Source organism: Streptomyces tateyamensis (assembly GCF_003205575.1).
Classification (GTDB): domain Bacteria; phylum Actinomycetota; class Actinomycetes; order Streptomycetales; family Streptomycetaceae; genus Kitasatospora; species Kitasatospora tateyamensis.
The window spans coordinates 48,847-63,496 of the sequence record NZ_PYBW01000108.1; the positions used below are offsets into that span (position 1 = coordinate 48,847).

At 72.6% G+C, this 14,650-nt stretch carries 8 protein-coding genes; 5 read left to right on the top strand and 3 right to left on the bottom strand.

Annotation, left to right across the window (positions count from 1 at the left end):
* Position 1 precedes the first annotated feature (1 nt).
* On the top strand, positions 2-2,686 hold the full coding sequence (locus C7C46_RS26040; protein ID WP_245984933.1) for a SpoIIE family protein phosphatase: 2,685 nt from the start codon (positions 2-4) through the stop codon (positions 2,684-2,686).
* 270 nt (positions 2,687-2,956) lie between these two features.
* Positions 2,957-5,560, top strand: a complete 2,604-nt coding sequence (locus C7C46_RS26045; protein WP_110672355.1) for a SpoIIE family protein phosphatase — start codon at positions 2,957-2,959, stop codon at positions 5,558-5,560.
* A 29-nt stretch (positions 5,561-5,589) separates the two neighbouring features.
* Here the strand turns inward: C7C46_RS26045 and C7C46_RS26050 are convergent, their stop codons facing one another.
* From C7C46_RS26050 to C7C46_RS26060, 3 genes are read right to left on the bottom strand one after another with little or no spacing between them, the layout of a single operon-like run.
* Positions 5,590-6,369, bottom strand: coding sequence for a succinate dehydrogenase/fumarate reductase iron-sulfur subunit (locus tag C7C46_RS26050; RefSeq protein WP_110672356.1), 780 nt, complete (start codon positions 6,367-6,369; stop codon positions 5,590-5,592).
* A complete protein-coding gene (locus C7C46_RS26055) occupies positions 6,353-8,239 on the bottom strand; it encodes a fumarate reductase/succinate dehydrogenase flavoprotein subunit (protein WP_110672357.1) in 1,887 nt (628 codons plus the stop codon). Before C7C46_RS26055 ends, C7C46_RS26050 begins: the two co-directional genes overlap by 17 nt.
* 16 nt (positions 8,240-8,255) lie before the next feature.
* Positions 8,256-9,041, bottom strand: coding sequence for a hypothetical protein (locus tag C7C46_RS26060; RefSeq protein ID WP_110672358.1), 786 nt, complete (start codon positions 9,039-9,041; stop codon positions 8,256-8,258).
* A 124-nt stretch (positions 9,042-9,165) separates the two neighbouring features.
* On the opposite strand from C7C46_RS26060, the gene C7C46_RS26065 reads away from it, so the two are divergent.
* The 3 genes from C7C46_RS26065 (at position 9,166) to C7C46_RS26075 (ending at position 14,626) form a co-directional block, all read left to right on the top strand.
* The gene (locus C7C46_RS26065) at positions 9,166-10,746 is read left to right on the top strand and encodes an ABC transporter substrate-binding protein (RefSeq protein WP_110672359.1); all 1,581 of its coding nucleotides are present in this window, start codon (positions 9,166-9,168) and stop codon (positions 10,744-10,746) included.
* Between the two features lie 134 nt (positions 10,747-10,880).
* Positions 10,881-12,785, top strand: a complete 1,905-nt coding sequence (typA, locus tag C7C46_RS26070; protein WP_110672360.1) for a translational GTPase TypA — start codon at positions 10,881-10,883, stop codon at positions 12,783-12,785.
* A 224-nt stretch (positions 12,786-13,009) separates the two neighbouring features.
* The gene (locus C7C46_RS26075; RefSeq protein WP_110672361.1) at positions 13,010-14,626 is read left to right on the top strand and encodes a peptide ABC transporter substrate-binding protein; all 1,617 of its coding nucleotides are present in this window, start codon (positions 13,010-13,012) and stop codon (positions 14,624-14,626) included.
* The last annotated feature ends 24 nt before the right edge of the window (positions 14,627-14,650 follow it).

The following is a 14,650-nucleotide window of genomic DNA, read 5'->3' on the forward strand; positions in this document are numbered from 1 at the left end:
GGTGGCGAGCACGGGCAGTGGCGGCAGCGCGCGGCGCCAGGGTGTCCGCGCGGGCGGCGCCGCGGCCCGCGCGCGGCTGCGGGTCCGGGCCGCAGGGCGCCCGGCCGGCCCGTCCGCCCCCGCCCTGCCGCCGGTCGGCGCGGGTGCGGTGCGGGCAAGCGGGCGCGGCGCCCCGGCCGAGGCGTTCCCCGGCGGCGAAGGGGAGAGGGCGGCCCCGCTCGGCGAGCATGCCCAGGGCAGCCTGTTCGACGTGGTCAAGGTGGCCATCGCGATGCTCGACACGTCCGGCCGGGTGGTGCTGTGGAGCCCGGCCGCCGAGGAGCTGCTCGGCTGGCCCAGCGAGGTGCTGGTGGGCCGGCGGATCGAGGAGCTGATGGTCGATCAGCAGCGGGTGGCCGCCACCCGGGAGGCGTTCCGGACCGCGCTGCGCACCGGCGGCTGGAAGGGGCTGGCCGAGCTGCACCACCGGGACGGGCCGAGGGTTCCGGTGGAGGCCCGGATCTCGCTGCTGGTGGACGGCGACGGCATCCCGTTTCTGCTGGTCGCGCTGGCCGAGGCGCGCACCCTGCAGGCCGTCGAGCGCGACCTGGCGGTGCGCGACGCGCTCTTCGAGCAGTCCCCGCTGGGCATCGCGGTGCTGGACACCGAGCTGCGCTACACCGCCGTCAACCGGACCCTGGCCGAGATGAACGGGGTGGGCCCCGAGGAGCACGTCGGCCGCACCACCGGTGAGACCCTGCCCGACCGGGCCGCCGACGAGATCACCGTGATCCAGCGCCAGGTGCTGGCCACCGGCGAGCCGGTGATCGACGTGACCCTGGCCTCGCCGCTGACCGCGCGCTCCGGCTACCGCTCGATCTCCTACAGCCGGCTCACCGACCGGGCCGGCCGGGTGCTGGGCATCTCCGGCACCGTGATGGACGTGACCGAGCGGTACCGGGCGGTGGCCAAGGTGGAGCACGCCCGCCGCCGGCTCGCACTGCTCAACGAGTTCGGCTCCCGGATCGGCGATCTGCTGGACGCCTCCCGGATCGCCCAGGAACTGGCCAGCGCGGTGGTGCCCCGGCTCGCCGACTTCGCCGCCGCGGTGCTGCTGCAGGCGGTGGCGCACGGCGACGACCTGCCCCGGCACGCGCACGACCGGCGCACCTCGCTGCTCCAGCTGGGCGTGGCGGCGGTGCAGGACGGCGACGAGGTGGAGACGATGCTGCGCCGCGGCGCCCGGATCAGCTTCGCCGAGGACTCCTGCTACGGCCGGGTGCTCCGCAGCGGGGTTCCCGAACTGCTCTCCGGCGCAGAGGAGTTGGAGGAGGCCACCTATCCCGGCGACCCCAAGGTGCGGGCCGCGCTGGCACTCGGTGCGCACTCGATGCTGGTGGTCCCGCTGCGGGCCCGCGGGATCGTGATCGGGCTGCTGGTGCTCAGCCGGGCCGGGCAGCGGGAGGCCTTCGACCGCGACGACCTGGCCTTCTCGGTCGAGCTGGCCGACCGGGCCGGCAGCTCGCTGGACAACGCCCGGCTCTACGTGCGCGAGCGCACCGCCGCGCTCACCCTGCAGCGCACCCTGCTCCCGCAGCAGGTGCCGCAGCCCACCGGGGTCGAGGTGGCCTACCGCTACGTGCCCGGCAGCATCGGCACCGAGGTCGGCGGCGACTGGTTCGACGTGATCCCGCTGCCCGGCGACCGGACCGCGCTGGTGGTCGGCGACGTGATGGGCCACGGCCTGCGGGCGGCCGCCACGATGGGCCGGCTGCGCACCGCGGTGCGGGTACTGGCCGCCCTCGACCTGCCGCCCGGGGTGCTGCTGCGGCACGTCCACGAGCTGGCCGACGACCTGGCCCAGGGGCCGGACGAGGCGCTCTTCGCGACCTGCGTCTACGCCGTCTACGACCCGGCCACCGCCCGGCTGACGGTGGCCAAGGCGGGCCACATCCCGCCGGTCCTGGTGCACCCGCCGACCCCGGGGCCGGCCAGGACCGGCAGCGCGCTGCCCGGCGGCGAGGGCCAGGTGCTGGAGCTGCCCTCGGGGGCGCCGCTCGGGGTGGGCGGGGTGCCGTTCGAGGCGGTGGAGCTGGACATCCCGGAGGGCAGCGTGCTGGCACTGTGCACCGACGGGCTGGTGGAGTCCCGGGACAAGGACCTGGACGTGGGGCTGGGCCGGCTGCAGGCGGTGCTGGAGAAGCCGTACCTGTCCATCCAGCACGCCTGCGAGGCGGTGCTGGACACCCTGGAGCAGGGCCGCGAGCCGGACGACGTGGCGCTGCTGCTGGCCCGGCTGGGCCGGGGCGAGGAGGGTGCCCGCACGGTGGGCTGGACGCTGCCGGCCGAGCCGACCGCGGTCTCCCGGGCCCGCCGGCTGGTGCGCGGCGCGCTCGCCGAGTGGCAGCTGGAGGAGCTGAGCGACACCGCCGAGCTGCTGGTGAGCGAACTGGTGACCAACTCGGTGCGGTACGCGAGCGCCCCGATCGGGGTCCGGCTGACCCTCGGCGAGACGCTGCTGGTGGAGATCTCCGACCCGCTGCCGGACCCGCCCCGGGAGCGGCACGCGGCCGCGGCGGACGAGGGCGGCCGGGGGCTGGAGCTGGTGCGCCGACTGGCACTGCGCTGGGGGGCGCGTGCCGAGGGAATGGGCAAGGTGGTCTGGTTCGAGCAGGAATTGCCGGGGAAGGAAGCGAATCGGGAATGAACCGGGCCAAAAGATCGAGCGAGCCGTCGATTCTTTGCGCTGTGCTCACCACCGGTCATGTCTGCTCCATGACAATGCCTCGATCAGGCGCACGGGAGTGGACCAGGGGCGCGAGCGTGGCAGGCAGGTAGCGCGAGGTCGGGAACAAAAACCTTCGCTCGATTTGATGTTGTGACGTCAGGGGCGTGTGCGGGTGCCCCTGGATGATGAATACTCGGTCTTCTCGACATCCGGATGGTCGCGGGTTGGAGGGGTCGGTCCTTGAACAGCATGCCGGCGCGGGAAGCGCTGACTGGCAGCGGTCACGCCGCCGTGCCCGGGCAGCCCGGTCGGCCTGCCCCCGTGCGGGAGAGCCAGCCGCCGTCCGCCCCCGCGCCCCGGCGCGCCCGCTGGGGCGACGCCGACCCCGGCTCGATCTACGCCTTCATCCGGGTGGCCACCTTCGCCATCGGGGCGGACGGGCGGATCAGCCAGTGGAGCGACCGGGCCGCCGACTTCTTCGCGCTGCCCGCCGCCGAGGCGGTCGGCGCCGACCCGGTGACCACCTTCGTGCCGCGCGAGCACTGGCAGCGCGGCCGGGCCCGCCTGGAGCGCACACTGGCCGGCGAGGAGTGGGTGGGCACCGCCCCCTACCGCGACCGCACCGGCACCGAGGGCCTGGCCGAGGTCTACCTGATGCCCGCCACCGGCCTGGCCGACGGCGCGGGCGAGGCCGCCCCGGGCGCCCTGTGCCTGGCGGTCGACCTGGGCAAGCTGCGCCGGATCGAGACCGACCTGGCCGCCTCCGAGGCGGTGTTCGGCCAGACCCCCAGCGGCTTCTTCCTGTTCGACCCGCAGCTGCGGCTGCAGCGGGTCAACCAGGCCTTCGCCGAGGCGGTCGGCCTGCCCCAGCCCGAACTGATCGGGGCCGGCCCGGTCGACCTGTTCGCCCCCGCCGAGGCCGAGCGGCTGCAGGCCGCGCTGCGCCAGGTGCTGTCCAGCGGCGACCCGGTGGTGGACCTGCGGTTCAACAGCGCGCTGCCCGGCCGGACCGGCGAGCGCCGCTGGGCCATCTCGCTGTACCGGCTGACCGGCCCGGGCGAGCGCCCGATCGGCGTGGCCGGCCAGGTCAACGACGTGACCAGCCGGCACGTGGCCGAGCGCGAGGCGGCCGGGGTGCGCCGCAACCTCGCCCTGGTCAACGAGGCCAGCGCGCACATCGGCTCCACCCTGGACCTGGAGACCACCGCCAAGGAGCTGCTGGACGTGGTGGTCCCGCAGTTCTGCGACCTGGCGACGGTCGACCTCTACTCCGCGCTGCTCTCCGGCGAGAGCGGCCCCTCCCTGGCCGGCACCGCCTACGACGGCAGCGGCGAGCTGCGCCGGGTCGCGGTCTCCAGCGTGGTCGGCGGCGCCGCCTCGGTGCTCGGCGGCGACGGCGGGCCCGGCGAGCAGGCCTACGGCTCGCACCTGGCCGCCGCCGAGGCCGGCGGCACCCTGTGCTACCCGCCGCGCTCCCCGCACGCACGGGCGCTGCGCACCGGGCGCAGCGCGATCCCCGACCCCGGTCCGGACCCGCTGCTGCGCTCCACCCTGGTGGTGCCGCTGGTGGCCCGGGACACCGTGCTCGGCCTGGTCCAGCTCTCCCGGGCGATCGGCAGCGAGCCGTTCGACGCCCGGGACGTGGCGATCGCCGAGGAGATCGCCGCCCGGGCCGCGGTCTGCGTGGACAACGCCCGGCTCTACCGGCGCGAGCACGAGCGCGCGCTGATCCTGCAGCGCAGCCTGCTGCCCCCGGGCAACCCGGAGGCCAGCGGGCTGGAGATCGCCTGCCGGTACCGCCCGAGCAGCAACAACACCGAGGTCGGCGGCGACTGGTTCGACGTGATCCCGCTGCCCGGCCACCGCACCGCGCTGGTGATCGGCGACGTGATGGGCCGCGGCCTGCGCGCCGCGGTGGCGATGGGCCAGCTGCGCACCGCCGTGCGGACCCTGGCGATGCTGGACCTGGAGCCGGCCGAGGTGCTCGGCGCGCTGGACGACATCGCGCGCGGCCTGGGCGACCCCGGCCACGGGTCGGCCTCCGGCTACGGCTCCCGGGCCCACGCGGTGGACGAGGAGGCGGCCGAGGTCTACCTGGCCACCTGCGTCTACGCGGTCTACGACGCGGTCACCCGCCGCTGCATCTTCGCCAACGCCGGCCACCTGCCGCCGGTGCTGCTCAGCCCGGGCGAGCCCGCCCGGATGCTGGACGTGCCGCCGGGCCTGCCGCTGGGCGTGGGCGGCGAGCCGTTCGAGGAGGTCGAGCTGGCCCTGCCGGACGGTGCCCTGCTGGGCCTGTACACCGACGGCCTGGTGGAGTCCCGCAAGCACCAGTTGGACGAGGGCCTGCTGGCCTTCCGCACCGCGCTGCAGAACGGTGGTTCGGTGTTGGAGACGCTCTGCGACCAGGTGCTCAACGAGCTGGACCCGCACCACGGCGAGGACGACATCGCGCTGCTGATGGCCCGGGTGCGCGCCTTCCCGGAGGACGCGGTGGGCGACTGGCGGCTGCCCGCCGAGCCGACCTCGGTGGCCAAGGCCCGCGAGCTGGCCTGCGGCTGGCTGCTGGTCCGCGGTCTGGAGGAACTGGTGGACACCACCGAGCTGCTGGTCAGCGAGCTGGTGACGAACGCGCTGCGGCACGGCAAGGGCGAGATCCGGCTGCGCCTGCTGCGCGATACCACGGTGGTCTGCGAGGTCTGGGACGACGGGTACGCCCAGCCCCGCCAGCGGCGGGCCCAGGAGACCGACGAGGGCGGCCGCGGCCTCCAACTCGTCTCGCTGCTGGCCGAGCGCTGGGGGAGCAGGCGCACCCCGCACGGCAAGATCGTCTGGTTCGAGCTGACCGTCTAGGCGCACTGACCCGCAGGGTCGGACGCCTCCTACGGGGTGGTCTTCCCCGACCGCAGGCCGATCTTGGCGCCGAGCCAGACCAGCGGGTCGTACTTGCGGTCGGCGGCCCGCTCCTTGAGCGGGATGAGCGCGTTGTCGGTGATCCGGATGTGCTCGGGACAGACCTCGGTGCAGCACTTGGTGATGTTGCAGTAGCCCAGCCCGTGCACCTCCTGGGCGGACCGGGCCCGGTCCAGGCCGGTCTCGGCGGCCGCGTCCAGCGGGTGCAGGTCCAGCTCGGCGACCCGCATCAGGAACCTGGGCCCGGCGAAGGCGGCCAGGTTCTCCTCGTGGTCGCGGACCGCGTGACAGGTGTCCTGGCACAGGAAGCACTCGATGCACTTGCGGAACTCCTGCGAGCGCGCCACGTCCTCCTGCTGCATCCGGTACTCGCCCGGGGCCAGCCCCGGCGGCGGCACGAAGGCCGGCACCTCGCGCGCCTTGGCGTAGTTGAAGCCGACGTCGGTGACCAGGTCGCGGACCGAGGGAAAGGCCCGCAGCGGGGTCAGCACCACCGGCTGGTCGGGGGGCAGCGCGGACAGCCGGGTCATGCAGAGCAGCCGGGGCCGCCCGTTCACCTCCGCGCTGCACGAACCGCACTTGCCCGCCTTGCAGTTCCACCGCACCGCCAGGTCCGGCGCCTGGGTGGCCTGCAGCCGGTGCACCAGGTCCAGCACCACCTCGCCGTCCTCGGCCTCGACCAGGTACGAGGCGAACGCGCCCTCGCCGCCCTCGCCGCGCCAGATCCGCAGTTCACGCCGCTCCGTCATCGCCGGCCAACTCCTCGGGGGTGAAGTACTTCGCCAACTCGGTCCGGTCGAACAGGGCCAGCAGGTCGGCCCGGACCGGTTCGCCGGCCTGCCGCTGGACCGAGACCGCCGGGCCGTCCAGCGCGCAGACCAGGTTGGTCCGCCGCCAGTCCCGGTCCATGGCCGGCCAGTCCTCCCGGGTGTGCCCCCCGCGGCTCTCCCGGCGCAGCAGCGCGGCCCGGGCCACGCACTCCGAGACCAGCAGCATGTTGCGCAGGTCCAGGGCCAGGTGCCAGCCGGGGTTGAACTGGCGGTGGCCGGCCACCGCCAGGGTGTCGGCCCGGCTGCGCAGCACCGCCAGCCGGTCCAGCGCCTGCTTCATCTCGCCGGCCCGCCGGATGATGCCGACCAGGTCGTTCATGGTCTGCTGCAGCTCCTGGTGCAGCGCGTACGGGTGTTCGCCGGTGCCCGCGAAGGGGGCCAGCGCCTCGGCGGCGGCCGCGGTCTCCTGGGCCTGGTCCACCACCGGACGCGCGGTCAGGCCGGCCGCGTACTCGGCCGCGTACTGCCCGGCCCGGCGGCCGAAGACGAGCAGGTCGGAGAGCGAGTTGCCGCCCAGCCGGTTGGAGCCGTGCATGCCGCCGGCCACCTCGCCGGCCGCGAACAGGCCGGGCACCAGGGGGCAGGCGGCGGTGTCCGGGTCCACCTCGATGCCGCCCATCACGTAGTGGCAGGTCGGGCCGACCTCCATGGGCTCGCGGGTGATGTCCACGTCCGCGAGCTCCTTGAACTGGTGGTACATCGAGGGCAGCCGGCGGACGATCTGCTCGGCCGGCAGCCGGGTCGAGACGTCCAGGTGGACCCCGCCGTGCGCGGTGCCGCGGCCGGCCTTGACCTCGGCGTTGATCGCCCGGGCCACCTCGTCGCGCGGGAGCAGCTCGGGCGGGCGGCGGTTGGCCTCGGGGTCGGTGTACCAGCCGTCGGCCTCCGCCTCGGTCTCGGCGTACTGGCCGCGGAACACCTCGGGCACGTAGTCGAACATGAACCGGCGGCCCTCGCTGTTGCGCAGCACCCCGCCGTCGCCGCGCACCGACTCGGTGACCAGGATCCCCTTCACCGAGGGCGGCCAGACCATGCCGGTCGGGTGGAACTGGACGAACTCCATGTTGAGCAGCCGGGCGCCGGCCAGCAGCGCCAGCGCGTGGCCGTCGCCGGTGTACTCCCAGGAGTTGGAGGTCACCTTGAAGCTCTTGCCGATACCGCCGGTGGCCAGCACCACGGCGGGCGCGGCGATGCTGAAGAACTGGCCGGACTCGCGCACGTAGCCGAAGATTCCGGCGACGCGTTCACCCTCCTTCAATATCCGGGTCACCGTGTATTCCTGAAATATTTTCAAGCCGGACTCGTAATCGCCGGTCCGGCGGAAATCCTCCTGCTGCAGCGCCACCACCCGCTGCTGCAGGGTGCGAATCAGCTCCAGGCCGGTGCGGTCGCCCACGTGGGCCAACCGCGGGTACTGGTGGCCGCCGAAGTTGCGCTGGGAGATCCGGCCGTCCGCGGTGCGGTCGAACAGCGCCCCCCAGGACTCCAGTTCCCAGACCCGTTCCGGCGCCTCCTTGGCGTGCAGTTCCGCCATTCGCCAGTGGTTGAGGAACTTCCCGCCGCGCATGGTGTCGCGGAAGTGCACCTGCCAGTTGTCGCCGCTGTTCACATTGCCCATCGAGGCCGCGATGCCGCCCTCGGCCATCACGGTGTGCGCCTTGCCGAACAGCGACTTGCAGATCACCGCGACCCGCTGCCCGCGCTCGCGCGCCTCGATCGCGGCCCGCAGCCCGGCCCCGCCGGCGCCGACCACCACGACGTCGTACTCGTCCACGCGATCGCCTTTCATGGTGAGGTGCCTCCTGTCAGAAGAACTTCGGGTCGGCGAAGGCACCCGACGCGACCAGGTAGACGTACAGGTCGGCCAGTCCCACCGAGAGCAGCGAGGCCCAGGCCAGCTGCATGTGGCGGGCGTTCAGCCGGCCGACCAGCAGCCAGCCCCGGTAGCGCACCGGGTGCTTGGAGAAGTGCCGCAGCCGCCCGCCCAGCACGTGCCGGCAGGAGTGGCAGGACAGCGTGTAGGCCCAGATCAGCACCACGTTGGCGAGCAGCACCAGGGTGCCCAGGCCGGCGTGCCCCCAGTGCCCGGCGCCGTCGCGAAAGCCCAGCGCGGCGTCGTAGCTGAGCACCGCGGCGACCGGTACGGCCAGGTAGAAGAAGTAGCGGTGCAGGTTCTGCAGCACCAGCGGGAACCGGGTCTCACCGGTGTACCTGGCGTGCGGCTCGGCCACCGCGCAGCCGGGCGGCGAGGCCCAGAACGAGCGGTAGTAGGCCTTGCGGTAGTAGTAGCAGGTCAGCCGGAACCCGAGCGGGAAGACCAGCACCAGCAGGGCGGGCGAGAGCCGCCACCAGTCGCCGACCAGCGCCCAGTCGGCGCCGCCGCGCATCGGCACGCAGCTCGCGGCCAGGCACGGCGAGTAGAACGGCGAGACGTAGGGCGCGGCGTAGTAGTGGGCGCCCTCGAAGGCGCGCCAGGTGGAGTAGCCGATGAAGAGCAGCAGGCCGACCGCGGTGCCGAGCTGGGGCAGCCACCAGCGGTCGGTGCGCAGGGTGCGGTCGGGGATCGCAGCGCGCTTGGTCGTTGTGGCCATCCCGAAAGTGTGACGTTGATCACATCCACTGGGAAGGGTTCTGACCGGACCGCGTTGCGCCGATGGAGTGTCCGCCTGTCGTGCCGTCAGCTCTTCGGTCCGGACGCGGAGTTGAGTGGGACTCATGAAGCGACTGCTCGCCGCCGTGCTGCTGGCCTCCGCGCTCTCGGCCTGCTCCGACGGGCCGGCCCCCTCGCAGCCCAGCAGCCGGGCCGCCTCCGACCTGACCCGCGTCGACCGTGCCGCCCTGCGCGAGGGCGGCACGCTGCGCTGGGCGGTGGACCAGGTGCCGGCCGCGCTGGACGTCTACGCGGCCGACGCCACCGCGGACACCGCGCTGCTGGCGCATGCGGTGCTGCCCAGCCTGTACCGGCTGGACGAGCACGCCAGGCCGGTCGCCGACCCGGACTTCCTGGCGGGGGCCGAGGCGGCGGACCGCACGGTGACCTACCGGCTGAACCCCAAGGCGCGGTGGAGCGACGGCACCCCGCTGTCCGCGGCCGACTTCACCGCGCAGTGGAGGGCGCTGTGCGCGGTCCAGCCCGGCTACGGAGCGATCGAGTCGGTGGCCCAGGGGGCGGACCCGCAGCAGGTGAAGGTGGTGTTCCGGCAGGCGTACCCGCAGTGGCAGGAGCTGTTCTCCCCGCTCTACCCGGCCGCGGGGGCGCCGGGCCTGCTCACCGGGCTCAGCGCGGGCCCGCTGGCGGTGAAGAGCCTGGACAGCAAGGCCGGGCGGGCCTCCCTGGTGCGCAATCCGCACTGGTGGGGCGATGCACCGAAAGTCGACGGGATCGACTTCCTGACCACCCCCGACCGACTGGACGCCCTGGAGCACGGCCAGCTGGACGTGGCCGCGCTGGAGGGCACGGTGGACCACCCGCCGCTGGCCAAGTCCGCCGACGCGCTGGACTCCTCGGTCCAGACCCTCAAGCGGGCCGAGGCGCTGCCCGGCATCACCCTGCACCGGGCCGCCGCCCCCGCCTTCACCCAGCTGACCCTGAACGGCGCCCGCGGCCCGCTGGCCGACGCCGCGGTGCGCCGCGCGGTGGCCGCCGCGGTGGACCGCGGCAAGCTGGCCGCCGCCGCCCTGACCCCGCTCGGCCTGCCCGCCGCCCCGCTCGGCAACCACCTGCTGATGGCCGACCAGGACGGCTACCGGGACAACAGCGCCGCCCTCGCCGGCACCGCCCGGGAGCTGCACCTGGACCTGTCGCTGGTCTACCCGGACGACTCCGCCACCGCCCGGCGCACCGCCGAGGCGCTCACCGCCCAGCTGGCCGGGCGCGGCGTCACCGTCAAGGCGCAGGCGGTGCCGGCGGCCGGCTTCGTCCACGACCACCTGGCGGTCGGCGACTGGGACCTGGCGCTCTTCTCCTGGCCGGCCACCGCCTTCCCCGCGGTGGACGAGCGCCCGCTGTACGCCAAGCCGCGCCCGGAGGCGGACGGCAAACCGGTGGCGGGGCTCAACTACGCGGGCAGCGGGACGGACGAGATCGACCAGCTCTTCGACCGGGCCGCCGCCGAGGCTGACCCGGCCCGGCGGACCGCGCTGCTCCAGCAGGCCGACAGCCGGTTGTGGGAGCTGGGACACTCGGTGCCGCTCTTCCAGCGGCCCGATCTGGTGGCGGTGCGGACCGGCGTGGAGGGGGCCGGCGCCTACGGTTTCGGCTGGCCGCGCTACCAGGACCTGGGCTTCGAGCGCTGAGCCCGGTCAGTCCGCCGAGCGGTCCGCCCCGGCGGCCACGTACCATAGGACAAGCCGTGGCATGGTAAGCCCGGCGGGTGGACCGGGACAGGCCGGGGCGCCGCAACTCACGACTCCGGGAGACTCCGCTCCGCATGTCCACGCGCACTGACATCCGCAATGTCGCCATCGTCGCCCACGTCGACCACGGCAAGACGACCCTGGTCGACGCGATGCTCAAGCAGGCTGGTGCCTTCGCGGCTCACCAGCAGCTCGACGACCGCATGATGGACTCGAACGACCTGGAGCGCGAGAAGGGCATCACCATTCTCGCGAAGAACACCGCGGTCAAGTACCACCCCAAGGATGGTGGCGAGCCGATCACCATCAACATCATCGACACCCCCGGCCACGCCGACTTCGGTGGCGAGGTCGAGCGCGGCCTGTCCATGGTCGACGCGGTCGTGCTGCTGGTCGACGCCTCCGAGGGCCCGCTGCCGCAGACCCGCTTCGTGCTGCGCAAGGCGCTCACCGCCAAGCTCCCGGTCATCCTGTGCATCAACAAGACCGACCGCCCGGACGCCCGGATCGACGAGGTCATCAACGAGACCTACGACCTGTTCCTGGACCTGGACGCGGACGAGGACCAGATCGAGTTCCCCATCGTCTACGCGTGCGCCCGGGACGGCGTCGCCTCGCTGACCAAGCCGGAGAACGGCACCGTGCCGGCCGACAGCGAGAACCTGGAGCCGTTCTTCTCCACCATCCTGGAGCACGTCCCGGCCCCCGAGTTCGACGAGGCCGCCCCGCTGCAGGCGCACGTCACCAACCTGGACGCGGACAACTTCCTCGGCCGCATCGCGCTGCTGCGGGTCGAGCAGGGCGAGCTGCGCAAGGGCCAGACGGTGGCCTGGATCAAGCGCGACGGCTCGATCCAGAGCGTGCGGATCAGCGAGCTGCTGATGACCGAGGCGCTCACCCGCAAGCCGGCCGAGGTGGCCGGCCCGGGCGACATCTGCGCCGTCGCCGGCATCTCCGACATCATGATCGGCGAGACCCTGGCCGACCCGGAGAACCCGATCGCGCTGCCGCTGATCACGGTGGACGAGCCGGCCATCTCGATGACCATCGGCACCAACACCTCGCCGCTGGTCGGCAAGGGCGGCTCCGGCAAGGGCGCGGACGCCAAGTCCGCTGGCAAGGTGGACCGCAAGGTGACGGCCCGCCAGGTGAAGGACCGCCTGGACCGCGAGCTGGTCGGCAACGTGTCGCTGCGCGTGCTGGAAACCGAGCGCCCGGACACCTGGGAGGTGCAGGGCCGCGGTGAGCTGGCGCTGGCCATCCTGATCGAGACCATGCGCCGCGAGGGCTTCGAGCTGACCGTCGGCAAGCCGCAGGTGGTCACCAAGGAGGTCAACGGCAAGATCCACGAGCCGGTCGAGCGCCTCACGGTGGACGTGCCCGAGGAGCACATGGGCGCCGTCACCCAGCTGATGGGCGTGCGCAAGGGCCGGATGGACAACATGTCCAACCACGGTTCGGGCTGGGTCCGGATGGAGTTCGTGGTGCCGTCCCGCGGCCTGATCGGGTTCCGCACCGAGTTCCTCACCAGCACCCGCGGCACCGGCATCGCGCACTCGATCCACGAGGGCCACGAGCCGTGGTTCGGCAACCTGGTGACCCGCAACAACGGCTCGCTGGTGGCCGACCGCGCCGGTGTGGTGACCGCCTTCGCGATGACCAACCTGCAGGAGCGCGGCGTCCTGTTCACCGACCCGGGCACCGAGGTCTACGAGGGCATGATCGTCGGCGAGAACTCGCGCGCCGACGACATGGACGTCAACATCACGAAGGAGAAGAAGCTCACCAACATGCGCTCCTCCAACGCGGACGTGACCGAGTCCATCGTGCCGCCGCGCAAGCTCTCGCTGGAGCAGTCGCTGGAGTTCTGCCGCGAGGACGAGTGCATCGAGGTGACCCCGGAGACCGTGCGCATCCGCAAGGTGGTGCTGGACCAGAAGGACCGCGGCCGCACCGCCTCCCGGTCCAAGAAGGCCTGATCCGCCCCGGCGCTGTCCCACCGTCAGCCGGCTCCCCCGCAGCGGGGGAGTCGGCTGACGGCTTTTCCGCTGACGGTCCGTCGGGCGCTCGGCCGGGCAGGTGAGCGCGGCCACCCGTTCGGCGGCACCGCGTGCCCGAGTGGCCCTGCTACGGGTGCGCCGCCGTGGCAGCTCCCTTCGAATGGGGTGTGATGCGACACACACCCCCTTGAGGAGGGACCTCCATGCCTGGAGCCACTCGCGTTCGTTGGGTCCTGGTCAGCGCGACGGCAGTCGCCCTGGTGGCCAGCGGTTGCAGCAGTAGCAGCAGCGGCAGCAGCAGTTCCAACGCCAACGCGACCTTCACCTACCAGAGCGGCGAGCCGCAGAACCCGTTGCAGCCGGCCAACGCCAACGAGGTGAACGGCGGCCGGGTGATCCAGAACCTGTTCCGCGGGCTGGTCGACTACGACCCCAGCAACAGCCAGATCCGGATGCAGGTGGCCGAGAAGATCGACACCAGCGACTCGCAGACCTTCACCGTCACGCTGAAGTCCGGTTGGACCTTCCACGACGGTACCCCGGTCAAGGCCAAGAACTTCGTCGACGCCTGGAACTGGGGCGCCAACGTCAAGAACAACCAGATCAACTCCGACTGGTTCAGCGACATCCAGGGCTACGCCGACGTCCACCCGAAGTCCGGCAACCCGGCCACGGGCCAGATGTCCGGTCTGACGGTGCAGGACGACACGCACTTCACCATCAAGCTGGCCAACAAGGTCTCGTACTTCGAGTACAAGCTCGGCTACCCGGCCTTCTCGCCGCTGCCGGACGGGTTCTTCAACGACCCGGCCGGGTACGGGCAGAAGCCGATCGGCAACGGTCCCTACCAGTTCGTCAGCTGGGACCACAACTCGCAGATCGTCACCAAGGCATACCCGAACTACCAGGGCGTGGACAAGCCGAAGAACGGCGGCGTGGTCTTCAAGGCGTACACCACCTCCGAGGCCGCCTACGCCGACCTGCAGTCCAACAACCTCGACGTGATGGACCAGGTGCCGCCGTCCGCGCTGGCCAGCTACAAGACCGACCTGGGCTCGCGGGCGATCGACTCCCCGCAGGGCGCGATCCAGTCGATCGGCTTCACGCTCTACCAGCCGGACTGGTCGGGCGCGAACCTGAACAAGGTCCGCCAGGCGCTCTCGATGGCGATCGACCGCGACACCATCACCAAGACGGTGCTGCAGGGCTCGCGCAAGTCCGCCACCGCCTTCGTGGCCGAGGGCGTGGCCGGCTACAAGTCCGGCACCTGCACCGCCTGCAAGCTGGACGTGGCCCAGGCCAAGACGCTGCTCCAGGAGGGCGGCGGGGTCCCCGGCAACTCGCTGAAGATCACTTACAACGCGGACGGCGGCCACAAGGAGTGGGTCGACGCGGTCTGCAACAACATCCGGCAGAACCTCGGGGTGAACTGCGTCGGCGACCCCAAGCCGGACTTCAAGACCGCCCGGGCGGCGATCACCGGCCACCAGATCGACGGCGCGTTCCGCACCGGCTGGGTGCAGGACTACCCGCTGAACGCCAACTTCCTGGCCCAGGTCTACCGCACCGGTGCCTCCTCCAACGACACCGGCTACAGCAGCCCGCAGTTCGACCAACTCGCCAAGCAGGCGGACGAGGCGGCCACCGTCCAGGACTCGGAGACCGGCTACCAGCAGGCCGAGGGCGTGCTGGCGCAGGACATGCCGCAGATCCCGCTCTGGTACTACCGGACCAACTCGGGCTTCTCGACCAAGGTGCAGAACGTGTCCTTCGACTCGTTCGGCAACCCGGTGTGGACCGCCGTCCAGGTCAAGGGCTGAGCCCACGCCAGCCGGCCCCGCCCT

Bases quoted from the DNA above. Each gene is read 5' to 3' on its own strand.
- C7C46_RS26045 (WP_110672355.1), top strand. From the start codon at position 2,957: ATGCCGGCGCGGGAAGCGCTGACTGGCAGCGGTCACGCCGCCGTGCCC.
- C7C46_RS26050 (WP_110672356.1), bottom strand. From the start codon at position 6,369: ATGACGGAGCGGCGTGAACTGCGGATCTGGCGCGGCGAGGGCGGCGAG.
- C7C46_RS26055 (WP_110672357.1), bottom strand. From the start codon at position 8,239: ATGAAAGGCGATCGCGTGGACGAGTACGACGTCGTGGTGGTCGGCGCC.
- C7C46_RS26060 (WP_110672358.1), bottom strand. From the start codon at position 9,041: ATGGCCACAACGACCAAGCGCGCTGCGATCCCCGACCGCACCCTGCGC.
- C7C46_RS26065 (WP_110672359.1), top strand. From the start codon at position 9,166: ATGAAGCGACTGCTCGCCGCCGTGCTGCTGGCCTCCGCGCTCTCGGCC.
- typA (WP_110672360.1), top strand. From the start codon at position 10,881: ATGTCCACGCGCACTGACATCCGCAATGTCGCCATCGTCGCCCACGTC.
- C7C46_RS26075 (WP_110672361.1), top strand. From the start codon at position 13,010: ATGCCTGGAGCCACTCGCGTTCGTTGGGTCCTGGTCAGCGCGACGGCA.